This window comes from Enterococcus sp. RIT-PI-f (assembly GCF_001297065.1).
Lineage (GTDB): Bacteria > Bacillota > Bacilli > Lactobacillales > Enterococcaceae > Enterococcus_D.
This window is the reverse complement of the sequence record NZ_LHOX01000015.1, coordinates 75106-93062: the sequence shown is the minus strand read 5'-3', so window position 1 is coordinate 93062 and position 17957 is coordinate 75106. Positions and strand designations below refer to the sequence as shown.

Below are 17957 nucleotides of genomic sequence, written 5' to 3'. Positions count from 1 at the left end.
TCTCAGTATAGTCAATCTTCCCCTTGACGAAAAGAGCCATTTGGCTTATTTTAGAACCATCCAATTGATAAAAGGTGGGTTGTCATGGTACACAAAATCGATAAAAAGAGCAAGCAGCCTCTTTACCAACAAATCGTCGCCTATTTCATTGATCAAATTCAGAGTGGTCTTTATGGACCTGGAGATCGTCTACCGCCCGAGCGGGATCTAGCCGCTGATTTTTCTGTCAACCGTTCGACTGTCGTCAAAGCGTTAGATGAACTCAAAAGCCTTGGCTGGATCTCAAGGAAACAAGGTAGCGGATCTAAGGTGTTGGAAGGACGTTGGGGCAGCAGGCAAGCACCCCTCTCTTATTTAAGAGCTTCTTTAGATAGCCCTTATTTACAACAAGATCCCTTCGTCACAAAGATTCAGCAATTACGACAGGACACTGAGGCCCTTGATTTATACACTGGTGATCTCCCTCCTGACTTGATGCCTAACTTTACGTTCCCGGCATTTACTTGGGAAGAAATCCGTCAAGAAAGTCAGCACCTATCCGCATCTGGTTACCGACCACTAGAAGAAACCTTATTGCGTCACTTGGTGGATTCCTTCGCTTTACCCACTAGTGGTCAAAAATTAGTGATTACCGCAGGCTCCACACAAGGAATCACACTTTTGATGCAAGTATTGTTGCGTTCTGGGGATTGCATTGCCGCTGAAGACCCTTCTTTCTTATTTGCATTGCCGCTTTTTTCAACAATGGACGTTCAACTGGTAGGCATCAAGCAAGACGATGAAGGCATTTTGCCCCTTGCATTAGAACGTACGTTAAAGGAAAAGAAAATCAAGTTTCTTTACTTAAACCCAAGCTTTCAAAATCCAACTGGACACACGATGGGTTTAAATAGGCGGAAAGCAATCATCGCCCTGTGTCAAAGGTATCAAGTTCCAATCATCGAAGACGATGTCTTTGGTGAGTTGTCTTTGTCAGAAACACCACCAAAATTAAAAACGTTAGCCCCAGAAACGGTGATTTATCTAGGTTCCTTGTCAAAACTATTGGGTGCAACGATCAAAATCGGGTGGCTATTGGCACCTGAAGCATTGGCAGAACAGTTTGCTCAAGCAAAACGTCGTATGTCGATTGATACAACCATTTTCCCGCAAGTTTTAGCAAACAGCGCCTTGCAATCACCTGAATTTTTTTCCCAAAAACACCTATTGCTGCAAGAAATGGCGCACAGAAAAACAGCCCTCGAACAAATCCTATTGCCTTTTAAAGATGATTGGCAATGGCAGTCGATCAAAGGCGGGCTTTATTTCTGGTTACAGTGGCGACACCCATCATTACACCGCCACGATTGGCAAGTATTGTTGCGCAATTCACTCTTAGGGGCCCCTGCTTTTTTGTTTAGCAACGAAACGAACGCAGTACGACTGAATTACACACGGTTATCTGAAAAAGACCTCTCGCTGTTTACAGAGCGGTTTCAAAAAGTCACTTCACAATTAAAGGAGCTATCACATGAACGAAACCATTGAACTTTTACAAAACCACAGAACCTATCGTCAATTTGATCCGCAACATCAACTGCCAAAGGAGCAATTACAAGCGATTCTAGAAGCTGCTCGTCAAGCCCCTAGCTGGATGAACGGCCAAGCTTACTCGATCATCGTGATTGATGATATGGCCATTCGTGAACAACTGGTGGCTTGGAATCCAGGAAATCCCCACATCGCTGCAAGCTCTGTTTTCTTGTTATTTCTAGCAGATCTGCAACGGACCAAGCAAGTCGCCGATGTCAAAGGCACGCCTTATTTGGTCGATGAAGGATATCAACCACTCCTGATTGCCACTACGGATGCAAGCATCGCGTTGCAAACAGCATCGATTGCTGCCGAATCTCTAAGTTTAGGGACTGTGATTTCCGGCAGCGTCAGAAAAGATAGTCAAAAAATTGCAAAACTCCTCGATTTGCCAGAGTATGTTTACCCTGTTGCTGGCTTGAGCATTGGAAAACCAATCGTCGACATGAAGGTCAAACCACGCATACCCGAAGCAGCGGTCATCCACTATAACGGCTATCAACCGTATCCATATGATTTGATTGCTGCCTACGATCAAACCATGGCTGCATTCGGGGAAGCGAGAGAAACAAAGACTTGGTCTGATAAGTTCGCTGGGTTTTATAGTCATACGCCTGACCAAGGGTTCGATCATTTTTTGAAAGAGCAGCATTTAACAAAATAACGCAAAAAAAGCAGAAGCGCATGCGCTTCTGCTTTTTGATTCAATCTAATTAAGCTTGGATTGAAGATACAACGCCTGAACCAACAGTACGTCCGCCTTCACGAATAGAGAAACGAGTTCCGTCTTCGATAGCGATTGGGTGGATCAATTCAACGTCGATAGCAACGTTATCACCAGGCATAACCATTTCGATTCCTTCTGGTAATTCAACAACACCAGTTACGTCAGTTGTACGGAAGTAGAACTGAGGACGGTAGTTAGTGAAGAATGGCGTATGACGGCCACCTTCTTCTTTTGTTAAAACGTAAACTTCAGCTTTAAATTTTGTATGAGGTGTGATTGTACCAGCTTTAGCTAATACTTGTCCACGTTGGATGTCTTCACGAGCAACACCACGTAGCAATGCACCAATGTTATCCCCTGCTTCAGCATAGTCTAACAATTTACGGAACATTTCAACACCAGTTACAGTTGTTTTCGCAGTTGCTTCAGCAATACCAACGATTTCAACTTCGTCACCAACGCGAACTTGTCCACGTTCAACACGGCCTGTAGCAACAGTACCACGTCCAGTGATTGAGAATACGTCTTCGACTGGCATCATGAATGGTTTGTCAGTGTCACGTTCTGGAGTTGGAACGTATTCGTCAACTGCAGCCATCAATTCTAAGATTTTTTCTTCGTATGAAGCTTCGCCTTCTAGAGCTTTCAAAGCTGAACCAGCGATTACAGGAACGTCGTCGCCTGGGAAGTCATATTCTGACAATAAGTCACGAACTTCCATTTCAACTAATTCAAGTAATTCTTCGTCATCGACCATATCCATTTTGTTTAAGAAAACAACGATGTATGGTACACCAACGTTACGAGATAACAAGATGTGTTCGCGTGTTTGAGGCATAGGACCATCAGCAGCAGATACTACTAAGATCGCGCCGTCCATTTGAGCAGCACCAGTGATCATGTTTTTAACGTAGTCCGCGTGTCCTGGGCAGTCAACGTGGGCATAGTGACGTGCTTCTGTTTCATACTCAACGTGAGCTGTAGAGATAGTGATTCCGCGTTCGCGTTCTTCTGGAGCGCCATCGATTTGGTCATAAGCAGATGCTTTTGCCAAGCCTTTTTTAGCTAATACAGTTGTGATTGCAGCTGTAAGTGTAGTTTTACCATGGTCAACGTGTCCGATCGTACCAATGTTAACGTGGGGTTTAGAACGGTCAAATTTTTCTTTTGCCATTTTAAAATGTTCCTCCTAAAAAAAAGATTATTTTTATATTTTGATAGGTAGGGAGCAAAAGCTCCCCATCCCTTATCATCGATAATATTGTACACGAAACTCTCCAAAAAATATAGCATTTTGATGAATTTCGTAGAGCTACATCAATTATTCAGCTTTGCCGCCGTTTTTCTTGATGATTTCTTCTTGAACAGATTTAGGTACATCTTCATAGTGATCAAATGTCATCATGAACGTACCGCGACCTTGTGTAGATGAACGTAATGTTGTAGCATAGCCAAACATTTCTGCCAATGGTACGATTGCATTCACGATTTGTGAATTACCATGTGCTTCCATTCCTTCTACGCGTCCACGACGTGCTGTTACGTGACCCATTACATCACCTAAGTAATCTTCAGGGACAGTGATAACAACTTTCATCATTGGTTCAAGAATAACTGGTTTTGCTTTCTTAGCAGCAGCACGTAAAGCCATAGATGCTGCAACACGGAAGGCAGTTTCACTTGAATCGACATCATGGTATGAACCATCATAAAGTTTTGCTTTGATGTCTACTAATGGATAACCGGCTAAGACACCGTTCGCCATTGAGTCTTCAAGACCTTTTTCAACCGCTGGGATGTATTCACGTGGAACCACACCACCGACGATCGCGTTTTCGAATTCGAAGCCTTTACCTTCTTCGTTTGGTGTAAATTCGACCCATACGTGACCGTATTGACCTTTACCACCAGACTGACGTACAAATTTACCTTCCGCTTGTGTTGCTGCACGGAATGTTTCGCGATAAGAAACTTGAGGCGCACCTACGTTTGCTTCAACTTTAAATTCACGACGCATACGGTCAACTAAAACGTCCAAGTGAAGTTCTCCCATACCAGCGATAACAGTTTCGCCTGTTTCAGCGTTTGTTTCCACACGGAATGATGGATCTTCTTCAGCAAGTTTTTGTAAAGCAATACCCATTTTATCTTGGTCAGCTTTTGATTTAGGTTCAACAGCGACTTCGATAACTGGTTCTGGGAATTCGATTGATTCAAGGATAACTGGTGATTTTTCGTCACACAATGTATCCCCTGTTGTTGTATCTTTCAAACCAACTGCTGCCGCGATATCGCCTGAGTAAACCGTTTGGATCTCAGCACGTGTGTTGGCATGCATTTGCAGGATACGACCGATACGTTCGCGTTTGTCTTTTGATGCATTCAATACATATGATCCAGAGTTCAAGACACCTGAATATACACGGAAGAATGTCAAACGACCTACGAATGGGTCAGTCATTACTTTAAATGCTAATGAAGCAAAAGGTGCTTCATCGTCAGCTGGACGATCAGTTTCTTCGTCTGTTTTAGGATTGATCCCTTTGATCGCAGGCACATCAAGTGGTGAAGGAAGATAGTCGATGACTGCATCCAACATCATTTGAACCCCTTTGTTTTTAAAGGCAGATCCGCAAAGTACAGGGAAAAAGTCAACTGTTAATGTTGCTTGACGGATACCAGCTTTCAATTCTGCTTCAGTGATTTCTTCACCGTCCAAGAATTTCATCATTAGTTCTTCGTCAGTATCAGCAACAGCTTCGATCAATTTTTCGCGCCATTCTTCAGCTAATTCGGTATAATCTTCAGGAATTTCAGTCTCTTGGATTTCAGTTCCTAAGTCATTTGTATACATTTCAGCTTTCATTTTAACTAAGTCGATGATACCGACAAAGTCATCTTCCGCACCAATTGGTAATTGGATTGGATGCGCATTTGCTTGCAAGCGATCATGTAAAGTTGATACAGAATATAAGAAGTCTGCACCGATCTTATCCATTTTGTTACAGAATACAACACGTGGTACGCGGTAGTCTGTCGCTTGACGCCATACTGTTTCAGTTTGAGGTTCTACACCTGATTGTGAGTCCAAAACTGTTACAGCACCATCTAATACACGCAATGAACGTTGCACTTCAATCGTGAAATCCACGTGTCCTGGTGTGTCGATGATGTTTACACGGTTTTCTTTCCATTGCGCAGTTGTCGCAGCAGAAGTGATCGTGATTCCGCGTTCTTGTTCTTGTTCCATCCAGTCCATTTGAGAAGCACCTTCATGTGTTTCACCAATTTTATGGATTTTACCAGTGTAATAAAGGATACGTTCAGTTGTTGTTGTTTTACCAGCATCAACGTGGGCCATGATTCCGATATTACGAGTTTTTTCTAGCGAAAATTCTCTTGCCATTCTAGGTTGTTCCCCTCTCATTCATACTTAACTTGCGTTAAGGTCGTATCTCAGCACCTTCAAATAAAAAGCAGTGAGGATCTTACCAACGATAGTGAGCAAATGCGCGGTTGGCTTCCGCCATTTTGTGTGTGTCTTCGCGTTTTTTCACAGAAGCACCAGTGTTGTTCGCTGCATCCATGATTTCTTTCGCTAAACGTTCTTCCATTGTGTGTTCGCCACGCAAACGCGCGTAGTTAACCACCCAACGAAGACCTAAAGTCGTACGACGTTCTGGACGTACTTCTACAGGGACTTGGTAGTTAGAACCGCCGACACGACGTGCTTTAACTTCCAATACAGGCATAATGTTTTTCATTGCTTGTTCGAAAACTTCCAATGGATCATTACCTGTAGATTCTTTGATAATGCCAAAAGCATTATAGATAATATTTGCAGCAACACCGCGTTTACCATCAACCATTACACGGTTGATCAAACGAGTTACTAATTTTGAGTTATAAATAGGATCTGGTAAAACATCACGTTTTGCAACAGGACCTTTACGAGGCATCCGTAACTCCTCCTTCCGAAATATCAGTTCTGATTTAAATACGATTCATTTGATCGGTTTGTTTTAAAGATTAAGCTTTAGGACGTTTTGTTCCATATTTAGAACGAGATTGTTTACGGTCGTTAACGCCGGCTGTATCCAATGCACCACGAACGATATGGTAACGTACCCCTGGTAAGTCTTTTACACGTCCACCACGTAGCAATACCACGCTATGTTCTTGTAAGTTATGACCAATACCTGGAATATAAGCTGTCACTTCAATCAAGTTTGACAAACGAACACGCGCATATTTACGTAGAGCCGAGTTCGGTTTTTTCGGTGTCATTGTTCCCACACGAGTTGCTACCCCACGCTTTTGAGGTGAGTTAACATTCGTTTGAGCTTTCTTGAAACTGTTATATCCTTTGTTCAATGCTGGTGAATTTGATTTTTCAACCTTGGATTTACGAGGTTTACGTACTAATTGATTAATTGTAGGCATCCCTAGTTGTCCTCCTTCCTTGATTCGCTTTATAGTCCCACACATCCAGGTGGTTCTTTTTTTGCGATAAAAAATAATGCAGTTCCTGCATTCGTATCAAACTATGCTTTGATAGACAGTCAGCACGTCTCCAACGAGAGACCTGTAGATAAAGCACCTTTGATAGAATACCATGCTTCAACATTACTGTCAACCTTTTGCCTGCGCTTCTTTTTAAGTTTTCTTGAAATGATCCAACAAAAAATTATTTCTATTCTGTCCTCCTTTTTCACCCATCTTCTATTATAATAGAAAGCAGTAAATGAATTTTTTTAAAGGCGGGGAATAGATGAACTTAAAAGAAATGGTCGGAATCGAAGCGGCGGGTCATGTGAAAGATGGCATGGTCGTCGGATTAGGGACTGGTTCTACAGCTTACTATATGATTGAAGAATTAGGCCGACGTGTAAAAGAAGAAAATTTGTCGATCATTGGCGTACCTACTTCTTTTGCGTCAAAAAAACAAGCAGAATCATTAGGTATTCCGGTACGTACGATCGATGAAGTAGACGCTGTTGATTTGACGATTGACGGTGCCGATGAAATCAGCAGTGACTTTCACGGAATCAAAGGCGGCGGTGCTGCTTTGCTATTCGAAAAAATCGTTGCCACATATTCAAAGAAGGTCCTGTGGATCGTTGATGAATCAAAAATGGTCGATACCCTAGGTGCTTTCCCACTACCTGTGGAAGTTATTCCTTACGGCAGCCAACAGGTTCTGCATCTTTTTGAAAAGAAAGGCTACCACCCTGTACTCCGTGTCAATGAAGACGGCGCACCAATCAAAACTGATTGCCATAACTATATCATTGACCTTCACTTGCAAACGATCGCAGATCCAGTGACTTTGGCTGCTGATTTGGACAAGACAGTGGGCGTGGTGGAACATGGGTTGTTTTTGAATACTGTCCATACAATTATTATTGGCCAACCTGCAGGACCGGCAACAAATCATGTCCGTGAATAAAAAAAGGTGAAATCCCTTTTTTTATTCAAAAAAAAGCTTATGTTTTATTTTTTGTGCAAATTGACCTATCGTTTTCATGTGGTTTGTGCTATATTCAAATAAAAAAGAGAGGCAGGAGGAACTATGAAAGTCATTGGCTACGCCCGCACGACGATTACGGATGATCATACAAGTGAACAATTAAACAAGCTCAAACAATTCGGTTGTCATGAATTTTATCATGATACTTATTCAATCAAAGATGATGAACGCCATACGTTAGAATCAGTAGTTGCCCGCATGCAGCCTGGTGATATGCTTGTGGTTACTGAGCTGCACCGTATCGGTAAAACCACCAGACAATTGACTGAATTAACTGAATTATTGAAGAATAAGCAGATACACCTTGTGTCATTGCAAGAAGGCATCGATACCAGTCAATCGATGGGCTCTATTTATTTCAATTTAATGGAAGGGCTTGCGGTCATGGAACGGTCGTTGATCAAAGAACGGACATTGGTTGGCTTGAACAACGCCCGCAAAAAAGGCAAGATCGGCGGACGCCCAAAAATCGATCCCAAAACAGTCAAAAAAATTCGCCATTTATATTATGAGAAAAAAGAAACGATCCAATTTATTTCGACAAAATGCAATGTTTCTGTAGGTACATGTTATAAGTACATAAAACTACCAGAAGACGAATGGCAAAAATTATTATCTTGATATCACAGAGGCGCCTCCCCTGCAGCCTCTTTTTTTATTTTTTGTTTACTTAAGGATTTTCAGTTAGGTTTTCCGCTAAAATCATGGAAATTCTTTGAGAAAGAGTGTACAATAAACAGGGAATTGAAAATTTCAGAAAAATATCGACTATCTAAAGGAGAGTTTTACATGCCAAAATTAGTATTTTCTCGTCATGGACTAAGCGAATGGAACAAATTAAACCAGTTTACCGGTTGGGCTGATGTTGATCTAGCGCCAGAAGGTGTCGAAGAAGCAATCGAAGGCGGACGTAAAATCAAAGAAGCAGGCATCGAATTCGATGTAGCTTACACATCAGTATTAACTCGTGCCATCAAAACTTGTAACTATATTCTAGAATATTCTGATCAACTTTGGGTACCAACAATCAAATCTTGGCGCTTGAACGAACGTCACTATGGTAAATTACAAGGTTTAAATAAACAAGAAACTGCTGAAAAATACGGAGATGAACAAGTCCACATTTGGCGTCGTTCATACGATGTATTGCCTCCATTGATGGAAGCAACTGACGAAGGTTCTGCTGCAAACGATCGTCGTTATGCAACACTTGATCCTCGTGACGTACCTGGTGGCGAAAACTTGAAAGTCACATTAGAACGTGCTTTACCGTTCTGGCAAGACGAAATCGCGCCTGCTTTGAAAGATGATAAAACTGTTTTAGTTGCTGCACACGGCAACTCATTACGTGCCTTAGCAAAACATATCGAAGGCATTTCTGATGAAGACATCATGGATCTTGAGATCCCAACTGGTCAACCACTTGTTTATGAATTGAACGATGATTTAACAGTTGCGAAAAAATACTATTTATAATATTTCTATCACGACTGTTTCACTTTCTTAGTGAAACAGTTTTTTTGGGTTTCTTTTCTCCCCTGATTCCTCTATAATAAACACCAGATTGAAAGCGTATAAAAAAGGAGATTCTATGGAATTTTACCAAAAAGACACCTGGTTATTTTTAGGAGATAGCATCACCGATTGCGACCGAAACCGCCAAGACCCATACGACTTAGGTCATGGCTTTGCGCACATGACTGCGGATCAACTCAATCATATGTATCCAGACGGCGACTTCACTTTTTATAATCGCGGCATCGGCGGCAACCAATCCCATGATGTTTTGGCACGATTACAAGAAGATTGTCTTGATTTGAAACCTGATATTTTGGTCTTTTTGATTGGCATCAATGATACCTGGCATCATGTCGGCGCAGCAGATTTTGGTTTTGCTGATCGTGGACATCAATTCGAGGAAACCGTCAGACAGATACTGACAAAAGTCACTGCAAACGGGATGACCCGCATCTTATTATTAGAACCTTTTCTGCTTCCCTATCCAGTTGATCGCACGTCATGGCGTGTGGATTTAGACCCAAAGATCCACTGCATCCGACAACTAGCAGCAGAATTTGCGTGTCAATTGGTGCCTCTGGACGGTATGTTTGCTGAAGCAGCCGTTGCACAAGGACCACAAGCTTTGACAGGTGAAGATGGTGTTCATCCGACAACCGCAGGCCATCAACTGATCACCCAAGCATTGCTTGACCGTTTATCTTATACAGACAAATAGTAAAAACGCCATCCCTTCTGGAATGGCGTTTTTTTTATAGATAATTTGATGGTGTTTGCGCATCCTGATAAATGGCGATAACATCGTCAACAGATAGCGGCACATACGCCTGTTGACTAATTGAACTAAAGGCAACTGCTTGTTTGGCCATTTCCTCAAAGTGTTGATCATCTTTGATCCCTACTTCTGGCAATGTCATCGGTATACCGCAAGAAGCAAAAAAGTCATAAAGTTTTTGGATGCCCATCCGTGCAGCCATTTCTGGGACTGACTCTTGTACACCAAAGACCTCTCGGGCAAAACGCGCCAATTTAGGTGCTGTTTCTTCATTTAAGACATGCAGCATCCAGCGTGGTGTCAAAATAGCTAAGCCAACCCCGTGGGTAATATCATAAAAAGCACTCAATTCATGTTCCATTGGATGACAAGACCATGCACCGCCTTTGCCACTGCCCGTCAATCCATTTAAAGCCAACGTACTTGCCCACATCAAATTGGCCCGTGCATCATAGTCATCTGGTGTGTCTAAAGCAATAGGCAAATTCTTGATAACAGCTTTCAGTAAGCCTTCTGCCACCCCGTCTTGCACATCGGTCTGCGGTGTTGCACTAAAGTAATTTTCAATCAAATGGCTCATGATATCCGCTGACCCTGCAGCCGTTTGATAGCGACTGACACTGAACGTTGTCGTTGGGTCTAAGAAAGATACTTGTGGTAAAAAATGCGGACCATGAACACCAAGCTTTTTTTTGGTTGTTAAATTAGAAATGACCGCACCACGGTTCATCTCACTTCCTGTAGCAGCCAGCGTCAAAATCGTCACTAATGGAATTGCTGGTCCTTGATAATTGCGATTCAATACAAGATCCCAAGGTGCCAACTCACTGAATGCTGCCCCAGCGATCACTTTGCTGCAATCGATGACCGATCCGCCACCGACAGCCAGAATCACATCAATGTGATTGTCTCGGCATAGTTGCGCGCCCTCACCCACGGTTTCGATTCTAGGATTTGGATCTACTCCAGATAATTCAGTTACTTTGTTATGATTGGCCGTCAATTGTGCCATGATCGTATCATAAAGACCATTCTTTTTGATACTTCCTCCACCATACACCAATAGCACATTTTTCCCAAAAGTATTTAAAACATCGGGCAGCTCACCTAACCGTTCTTTGCCAAAACGGATATCTGTACTGACATGAAACGTAAAATTGTTCATTTTGTCATCTCCTTTGCATTCTTCTCTATTAAACCACTTTTTGTTGAAAGTGCAACTTTGACCAACCAAAAAAACCTGCCCTCATAGGCAGGTTTTCAAAAAGATAGATTAGCCAATCGCTGTTTCTAAGCCGACTCTGATCATATCGTTAAATGTTGTTTGGCGCTCTTCAGCGGTCGTTTCTTCACCGGTGATGATATGGTCGCTCACCGTACAAATCGCTAAAGTTTGAACGTGGAATTTGGCACCTAAGTAATACAAAGCAGCTGCCTCCATCTCAACACCCATTACACCTAATTCTGCAAGTTGCAGCGTTTCAGTCATATCATCTTTGTAGAATGTATCTTCGGATAAGATATTCCCCACATGGGTAGTAAAACCAGACGCCGTTGCTGTTTCATATGCTTTACGCAATAGATCGAAGTCAGCGATTGGCGGGAAATGGAAACTTTGGAAGTTTTTCGCTACCATGGATGAACTTGTTGCTGCCGCCTGGGCAATCACCAAATCTCTGACATGGACATCTTTTGAGATTGCCCCGCACGTGCCGACACGAATCAGTTTTTTGACACCATATGAGTTGATCAGTTCATGGGCATAAATGGTAGCAGACGGCATCCCCATACCTGTTCCCTGTACAGAAACCCGCTCTCCTTTGTAGGTACCTGTATAGCCTAACATTCCTCGAACATTGTTATAACAAACGGGGGCTTCCAAAAAAGTCTCCGCAATATATTTTGCCCGCAACGGGTCGCCTGGCAATAAGATTTTATCTGCAATCTCACCAGCTTTGGCTTCGATATGAACACTCATTTTTTTCTCTCCTTCACTTTCACTTCTTTATAAAACAGCTAGCGTTTCTTTGATCAACGCTTTAAATTCAGCTTTGACACGTTCAGTGGTTTCCACGACTTCTTCATGGTTTAGGCTGGCTTGCATGCCCGCCGCAAGATTCGTAATACAAGAAACACCTAGCACTTTCAAACCACTATGAACAGCCACGATCACTTCAGGGACTGTCGACATCCCTACCGCATCTGCACCGATCGTCCGGGCAAAACGAATCTCTGCAGGCGTTTCATACGTTGGACCCGAGAAGCCCATATAGACGCCTTCTTTTAGGTGTAATCCTTTCGCTGCGCCAACTTCTTTGGCGGCATTGTGGTAATCGACATGATACGCTTGACTCATATCTGGGAAACGTGGGCCCATGGCTTCATCGTTTGTCCCAATTAATGGATTGGCACCCATGAAATTGATTTGATCGGTGATCAACATTAAGTCTCCCGGTTGGAAGGATTCATTGACCCCACCACAGGCATTGGTCACAACGAGGGAATGGGCATGTAGTGCAGCCATCACACGGACTGGATATGTCACGGTTTGCATAGAATGACCTTCATAGTAATGGAAGCGTCCTTGCATCGCCAAGACTTTCTTGCCCGCCAATGTACCATACACCAATTGTCCGGCATGACCCACTACTGTCGATACTGGGAAATGCGGGATATCGTTGTACGGCAAGATGATTGGGTTGTCGATCTCATCTGCTAATTCGCCCAGTCCTGAACCCAAAATCAAGCCAAACTCAACTTCGCCGACCCCGCTGTCCTTAATAAATGTGGTTGTTTCTTGTAATTTTTCTTGCAATGTTGTCATGTCTTCACCTCTAATTTAAATGATTTAAAAAGCTTTCGCCATTTTCTGTTGCTTGAACCCCGAAGTTTTCGGCGATCGTTGCAGAAATGTCTGCATAATGACCTTGCGGCAAAGCCCCTTGATTCTTGAATTGCTTGCTATAAGCCAACAATGGGACATATTCTCTTGTGTGGTCTGTTCCTGGGAAAGTGGGGTCATTTCCATGATCCGCTGTAATCAAGAGCAAGTCATCTTCCCCCATTGCATCCAAGATTTCTGGAATGCGCAAGTCAAAGTCTTCAATGGCATGGGCATAACCAACAACATCACGACGATGGCCATATAAAGCATCGAAATCAACCAAGTTGGTGAAACTCAAACCAGTAAAGTCTTGTTTCATCACATTTAGCAGTTGATCAACACCATCCATATTACTCTTCGTCCGAACAGAATCAGTTATCCCTTGTCCATTGAAGATATCATTGATTTTCCCAACAGCAATGACAGCTTTACCGGCATCTTTCAATGAATCTAAAACCGTATTGCCAAAAGGATCCAATGCATAATCATGACGGTTGCTGGTCCGTGTGAAGTTACCAGGCTCTCCTAGATATGGACGGGCGATGATTCGTCCGATCATATATGGTTCATCTTTGGTGATATCCCGGACATATTGACAGATGCGGTAGAGTTCTTCTAAAGGAATGATCTCTTCGTGGGCTGCAATTTGCAGCACTGGATCTGCTGACGTATAGACAATCAAATCACCCGTCTTCATTTGATGTTCACCAAAATCATCAATGACTGCAGTACCAGAGTAAGGCAAGTTACACACCACTTTACGGCCAGAAAATTCTTCGATTTGTTTTAATAACGCATCTGGGAACCCTTCAGGAAAAACGCGGAAAGGCTTTTGGATATTCAGCCCCATGATTTCCCAATGTCCAGTCATGGTATCCTTCCCAACAGAGATTTCTTCTAATTTTGTCGCATAACCTTGATGGTCCGCCACATGTTTGACACCCTCCAACGGTCGGATCGTGCCCAATCCAAGTTGTTCCAAATGGGGAATCGTCAATCCGGCTTCTTTCGCAATGTGCCCCAACGTATCTGACCCAGTATCACCAAAATCCGCAGCATCCGGTGCTTCTCCGATTCCGACTGAGTCCATGACGATCAAGTGTATTCGTTTAAACATATCTATTCCCTACTTTCTTTTAATGTTTTCCTTACTATCATACTAAATTCAAGCAAAAAATGCTGAATTGCTTATTTTTTGAATGGTACCGATGTCTACAACAACATAGAAAAAGGGCAGGACATAGCAACACATTCATGTCCCATAGCCCCACCCTTTCATACTGAAAATTATTTAGATTTAATATAATTCTTCCCATTTGCTTTCGGACCAGCTGCTTTTCCAAGGAAAAGAACCAAAACGATGATCGTCAATGCATACGGTGCCGCTTGCAGATAAACTGCTGGGATAGAAGAAATTACTGGCAACTGTCCACCAACGATACTGATGTTTTGCGCGAATCCAAAGAAAATCGCCGCACCCATCGCACCTAGTGGATTCCATTTACCAAAGATCATGGCCGCCATCGAGATGAAACCTTGACCAGCAATTGTCGTGACTGCAAAACGTCCAGAAATTGATTGGGCAAACAATGCACCACCCATACCGCCAAGAAAACCGGAGATCAATACACCTGAATAGCGCATCACATACACATTGATACCCAAAGTATCTGCCGCTTGCGGGTGTTCTCCGACAGAGCGCAAACGCAAACCAAAGCGTGTTTTAAAAATAACGAACCATGCAATGATCGAGATCAAGATGGCAAAATAAGCTGGCAAAAATGTTTGGTTAAAGAAGATTGGGCCAATGATTGGAATATCTTTCAAAACCGGAAAGTTGAAGTAGCCCAATGTACGTTGGATGTTGTCCGTTTGGCCTTTGTTATAAATCGCTTTGACCAAGAAGACAGCCAATGCTGGCGCCATCAGATTCATCACTGTACCACTGATAATATGGTCCGCCCGGAAATTGATCGTTGCCACTGCATGAAGCAGTGAGAAGACCATTCCGACCAAACCGCCGACGAGCATACCCAACCATGGTGTCCATGCTCCAAACTGTGACGCAAACTCAAGATTGAAAACAATCGAACTGAAGGCACCCATCACCATGATTCCTTCAAGCCCAACGTTCACGATCCCACTTCTCTCAGAGAAAACCCCGCCTAATGCGGTCAGGATCAAAGGAGATGCATAAATCAATGTTTGTGTAACGATGGAAGAAATTAAACTAATATTCATTAGATGGTCCCCCCTTCCTGATCTTGATTGTTTGGTTTTGCTTCAATCTCTTGCACGATCGCTGCTTCTTTCTTGCCGTCGAAGATTTTCGCTAACAAGAAGCGAATCACAAAGCTGATGGCAACAAAGAAAATAATGATGGCAATATTCACATCCACCAATTCAGATGGAATTCCTGCAAACTGCATACCTTGTCCACCTAGTTTCAAAATACTGAACAAGAGCGCCGACAATAAAATACCGATAGACGAGCCGCTACCAAGTAACGATACTGCCATGCCGTCAAACCCGATACTCAAAGAAGAACCTTGAACAAAGAAGTTTTCGAAGGTACCTAAACCTTGAACGACACCACCAAGACCAGCCAAGGTACCCGAAATGATCATTGAGATAATGATCGTCCGTTTACTGCTCATCCCAGCATATTCAGATGCGGTTGGATTCATCCCAACTGCACGGATTTCATAACCTAACGTCGTTTTCTTCATTAAGAACCATACCAAAACCAAGAAAATCAATGCCAAGAAAATCCCTAAGTTCAAGCGAGAGTTATTGGTCAAATTTGCCAAGAAAGGTGTTTGTAAGGAGGCATTGTCACCAATCATCTTGGTGACACCTTTCGTAGTGATCATAGATTCATTCATCACATTGTTCACCAAATGATTCCCTGTATACAATAAAATGTAGTTCATCATGATGGTTACGATCACTTCACTCGTGCCAAAGAAGGCCCGTAAGAATCCCGGAATAGCCGCAGCAATGGCGCCGCATAAGGCACCCACAATGATTGCCAAAGGCAAGACAACGAGTCTTGGTGCATCTGGCATGGCCAAAGCAACCCAAATACTTGCGACCCAGCCAGCTAACGCTTGCCCAGAAAGCCCGATATTGAAGAACCCAGCTGAATTTGCTACGGCAAAGCCTAGTGCTGTGAAAATCAACGGCCCAGCCGTTACAAAAATCTCACCGATATTGCGGGCATTGATGCCGCCAGTTTGCGCATTGACAAACACGGTTTTAAACATTTGCTGATAGCCCAAAATTGGACTGTAACCAAAGGCAGCCATGATAATGCCGCCTAGAATAAACCCAAGGAGTACCGCAATGATCGGTACTAGGATATTACGTAATTGTGTCTTGCGATTATTCAACAGAACCACCTACTTCCTCCATTTGCAACTCGCGTCTAGCTTCTTCTAATGAATAGCCAGCCATCAACAAGCCCAATTCTTTCTCTGATGTTTCTTTCGGATCAACAACACCGACGATCTCACCAGCATGGATTACAGCAATTCGGTCTGATACATTCAAAATCTCATCTAGTTCAAAGCTGACAAGCAAGACAGCTTTCAGTTTATCACGCTGTTCAATCAAGCGTTTGTGGATAAACTCGATCGCTCCAACGTCCAACCCACGAGTGGGATTGGCCACGATCAACAGATCTGGATCCCGGCTGATTTCTCTCGCAATGATCGCTTTTTGTTGATTTCCGCCTGATAACGCCTTTGCAGGAACGATTTCATTGACCGTCCGCACATCAAATTCTTGGATCAATTCTCGAGCAAATTCATTGATCTCGCCATAATCGAGCACACCGTAATTACTCAACGGTTTTTGGTAATACGTTTGCAAGGCGATATTTTCAGATAGCATCATATCTAAGACCAAGCCATATTTATGGCGATCTTCTGGCACATGCCCTACCCCAGCTTCCGTTACTTTACGTGGCTTGAAGTTGGTAATGTCATCTCCATTCAATAACACTTTGCCGCTTTCCGCTTTTCTTAGTCCTGTAATGGCTTGAAGCAATTCCGATTGTCCATTGCCATCGATCCCAGCAATGCCCAAAACTTCACCGGCCCGTACTTCTAAGCTCAAGTTCTTCACAGCTTCGATACCGCGATTTTCCTTGACCACCAGGTTTTCAACTGACAGCACCACTTCTTTTGGTGTCGCTGCTTTTTTCGGTGTCTTGAAAGAAACAGAACGACCAACCATCATATCTGCCAATTGTTGTGAATTGACATCTTTTACGTTGACAGTACCGATACATTTTCCACGTCGAATGACGGTACAACGATCCGCTACTGCTTTGATCTCATCTAATTTATGGGTGATCAAAATAATCGATTTGCCTTCTCGTACAAGACCGCGCATGATCGTGATCAACTCTTCGATTTCTTGCGGTGTCAATACAGCCGTTGGTTCATCGAAGATCAACACATCCGCACCACGATACAAGGTTTTTAAAATTTCGACCCGTTGCTCCATACCAACAGAGATATCTCTGACATAGGCATCTGGATCAACTGAAAGGCCGTATTGTTCGGAGACTTTCTTGATTTCCGTCCGCGCCTTTTTGCGGTCTATAAAGCCAAGGCGATTGGGTTCGCTGCCCAAGATGATGTTTTCAGTCACAGTGAAGGCATCGACCAGCATGAAATGCTGATGGACCATCCCGATCCCTAATTTATTGGCAGCAGTCGGACTGGTAACGGCTACTTTTTGCCCATTCATCCAGATTTCGCCAGAGGTTGGTTCCAATAACCCTGACAACATGTTCATTAAGGTTGACTTGCCCGCTCCATTTTCCCCAAGCAGTGCATGGATCTCTCCTGGTCTTACTTGCAAGTTGACATCGTCATTGGCTTTGAATGTGCCAAACTCTTTGGTGATATGACGCATTTCTACAACATATTTTTCCTCAGCC

Annotated in this window: 17 protein-coding genes; 6 read left to right on the top strand and 11 right to left on the bottom strand. The window is 43.1% G+C overall.

Translation table 11 applies throughout. From position 1 onward, the window contains the following. The first annotated feature begins 84 nt into the window (after positions 1-84). Both AEQ18_RS07340 and AEQ18_RS07335 read left to right on the top strand, forming a co-directional pair. Positions 85-1527, top strand: a complete 1443-nt coding sequence (locus AEQ18_RS07340; RefSeq protein ID WP_054115693.1) for an aminotransferase-like domain-containing protein — start codon at positions 85-87, stop codon at positions 1525-1527. Further along, positions 1511-2236 carry a nitroreductase family protein gene (locus AEQ18_RS07335; protein WP_054115692.1) on the top strand — a complete coding sequence of 242 codons (726 nt, stop codon included), beginning with the start codon at positions 1511-1513 and terminating at the stop codon, positions 2234-2236. Before AEQ18_RS07340 ends, AEQ18_RS07335 begins: the two co-directional genes overlap by 17 nt. A 49-nt stretch (positions 2237-2285) precedes the next feature. Here the strand turns inward: AEQ18_RS07335 and tuf are convergent, their stop codons facing one another. The 4 genes from tuf to rpsL all read right to left on the bottom strand — a co-directional run bounded on the left by tuf (position 2286) and on the right by rpsL (position 6742). Further along, on the bottom strand, positions 2286-3473 hold the full coding sequence (gene tuf / locus AEQ18_RS07330; protein WP_054115691.1) for an elongation factor Tu: 1188 nt from the start codon (positions 3471-3473) through the stop codon (positions 2286-2288). A gap of 147 nt (positions 3474-3620) precedes the next feature. Further along, entirely contained in the window at positions 3621-5705 is a 2085-nt protein-coding gene (gene fusA, locus AEQ18_RS07325) for an elongation factor G (protein ID WP_054115690.1), read from the bottom strand. 82 nt (positions 5706-5787) lie between these two features. Then, positions 5788-6258, bottom strand: a complete 471-nt coding sequence (rpsG, locus tag AEQ18_RS07320) for a 30S ribosomal protein S7 (RefSeq protein WP_003127957.1) — start codon at positions 6256-6258, stop codon at positions 5788-5790. Between the two features lie 70 nt (positions 6259-6328). Further along, a complete protein-coding gene (rpsL, locus tag AEQ18_RS07315; protein ID WP_003127956.1) occupies positions 6329-6742 on the bottom strand; it encodes a 30S ribosomal protein S12 in 414 nt (137 codons plus the stop codon). 328 nt (positions 6743-7070) lie between these two features. On the opposite strand from rpsL, the gene rpiA reads away from it, so the two are divergent. The 4 genes from rpiA (at position 7071) to AEQ18_RS07295 (ending at position 10065) form a co-directional block, all read left to right on the top strand. Further along, positions 7071-7748, top strand: coding sequence for a ribose-5-phosphate isomerase RpiA (rpiA, locus tag AEQ18_RS07310; RefSeq protein ID WP_054115689.1), 678 nt, complete (start codon positions 7071-7073; stop codon positions 7746-7748). A 123-nt stretch (positions 7749-7871) separates the two neighbouring features. After that, positions 7872-8450, top strand: coding sequence for a recombinase family protein (locus tag AEQ18_RS07305; protein WP_054115688.1), 579 nt, complete (start codon positions 7872-7874; stop codon positions 8448-8450). A gap of 168 nt (positions 8451-8618) precedes the next feature. Continuing rightward, on the top strand, positions 8619-9305 hold the full coding sequence (gene gpmA, locus AEQ18_RS07300; protein ID WP_054115687.1) for a 2,3-diphosphoglycerate-dependent phosphoglycerate mutase: 687 nt from the start codon (positions 8619-8621) through the stop codon (positions 9303-9305). A gap of 115 nt (positions 9306-9420) precedes the next feature. After that, entirely contained in the window at positions 9421-10065 is a 645-nt protein-coding gene (locus AEQ18_RS07295) for an SGNH/GDSL hydrolase family protein (RefSeq protein WP_054115686.1), read from the top strand. 34 nt (positions 10066-10099) lie between these two features. Here AEQ18_RS07295 and AEQ18_RS07290 read toward each other — a convergent pair whose 3' ends face one another. The 7 genes from AEQ18_RS07290 to AEQ18_RS07260 form a co-directional block, all read right to left on the bottom strand. After that, on the bottom strand, positions 10100-11287 hold the full coding sequence (locus tag AEQ18_RS07290) for an iron-containing alcohol dehydrogenase (RefSeq protein WP_054115685.1): 1188 nt from the start codon (positions 11285-11287) through the stop codon (positions 10100-10102). 108 nt (positions 11288-11395) lie between these two features. Further along, complete coding sequence (gene deoD, locus AEQ18_RS07285) at positions 11396-12100, bottom strand: purine-nucleoside phosphorylase (protein ID WP_054115684.1); 705 nt, start codon at positions 12098-12100, stop codon at positions 11396-11398. A gap of 27 nt (positions 12101-12127) precedes the next feature. Further along, entirely contained in the window at positions 12128-12946 is an 819-nt protein-coding gene (locus tag AEQ18_RS07280) for a purine-nucleoside phosphorylase (protein WP_054115683.1), read from the bottom strand. Between the two features lie 10 nt (positions 12947-12956). Continuing rightward, positions 12957-14123, bottom strand: a complete 1167-nt coding sequence (gene deoB / locus AEQ18_RS07275) for a phosphopentomutase (RefSeq protein ID WP_054115682.1) — start codon at positions 14121-14123, stop codon at positions 12957-12959. A 170-nt stretch (positions 14124-14293) separates the two neighbouring features. Next, positions 14294-15247, bottom strand: a complete 954-nt coding sequence (locus tag AEQ18_RS07270) for an ABC transporter permease (RefSeq protein WP_054115681.1) — start codon at positions 15245-15247, stop codon at positions 14294-14296. Further along, positions 15247-16398, bottom strand: coding sequence for an ABC transporter permease (locus AEQ18_RS07265; protein ID WP_054115973.1), 1152 nt, complete (start codon positions 16396-16398; stop codon positions 15247-15249). Before AEQ18_RS07265 ends, AEQ18_RS07270 begins: the two co-directional genes overlap by 1 nt. Next, positions 16391-17932 (bottom strand): ABC transporter ATP-binding protein, encoded by a 1542-nt coding sequence (locus AEQ18_RS07260; protein ID WP_162838225.1) that lies wholly within the window; start codon positions 17930-17932, stop codon positions 16391-16393. Before AEQ18_RS07260 ends, AEQ18_RS07265 begins: the two co-directional genes overlap by 8 nt. Positions 17933-17957 lie beyond the last annotated feature (25 nt).

Bases quoted from the DNA above. Each gene is read 5' to 3' on its own strand.
- AEQ18_RS07340 (WP_054115693.1), top strand. From the start codon at position 85: ATGGTACACAAAATCGATAAAAAGAGCAAGCAGCCTCTTTACCAACAA.
- AEQ18_RS07335 (WP_054115692.1), top strand. From the start codon at position 1,511: ATGAACGAAACCATTGAACTTTTACAAAACCACAGAACCTATCGTCAA.
- tuf (WP_054115691.1), bottom strand. From the start codon at position 3,473: ATGGCAAAAGAAAAATTTGACCGTTCTAAACCCCACGTTAACATTGGT.
- fusA (WP_054115690.1), bottom strand. From the start codon at position 5,705: ATGGCAAGAGAATTTTCGCTAGAAAAAACTCGTAATATCGGAATCATG.
- rpsG (WP_003127957.1), bottom strand. From the start codon at position 6,258: ATGCCTCGTAAAGGTCCTGTTGCAAAACGTGATGTTTTACCAGATCCT.
- rpsL (WP_003127956.1), bottom strand. From the start codon at position 6,742: ATGCCTACAATTAATCAATTAGTACGTAAACCTCGTAAATCCAAGGTT.
- rpiA (WP_054115689.1), top strand. From the start codon at position 7,071: ATGAACTTAAAAGAAATGGTCGGAATCGAAGCGGCGGGTCATGTGAAA.
- AEQ18_RS07305 (WP_054115688.1), top strand. From the start codon at position 7,872: ATGAAAGTCATTGGCTACGCCCGCACGACGATTACGGATGATCATACA.
- gpmA (WP_054115687.1), top strand. From the start codon at position 8,619: ATGCCAAAATTAGTATTTTCTCGTCATGGACTAAGCGAATGGAACAAA.
- AEQ18_RS07295 (WP_054115686.1), top strand. From the start codon at position 9,421: ATGGAATTTTACCAAAAAGACACCTGGTTATTTTTAGGAGATAGCATC.
- AEQ18_RS07290 (WP_054115685.1), bottom strand. From the start codon at position 11,287: ATGAACAATTTTACGTTTCATGTCAGTACAGATATCCGTTTTGGCAAA.
- deoD (WP_054115684.1), bottom strand. From the start codon at position 12,100: ATGAGTGTTCATATCGAAGCCAAAGCTGGTGAGATTGCAGATAAAATC.
- AEQ18_RS07280 (WP_054115683.1), bottom strand. From the start codon at position 12,946: ATGACAACATTGCAAGAAAAATTACAAGAAACAACCACATTTATTAAG.
- deoB (WP_054115682.1), bottom strand. From the start codon at position 14,123: ATGTTTAAACGAATACACTTGATCGTCATGGACTCAGTCGGAATCGGA.
- AEQ18_RS07270 (WP_054115681.1), bottom strand. From the start codon at position 15,247: ATGAATATTAGTTTAATTTCTTCCATCGTTACACAAACATTGATTTAT.
- AEQ18_RS07260 (WP_162838225.1), bottom strand. From the start codon at position 17,932: ATGCGTCATATCACCAAAGAGTTTGGCACATTCAAAGCCAATGACGAT.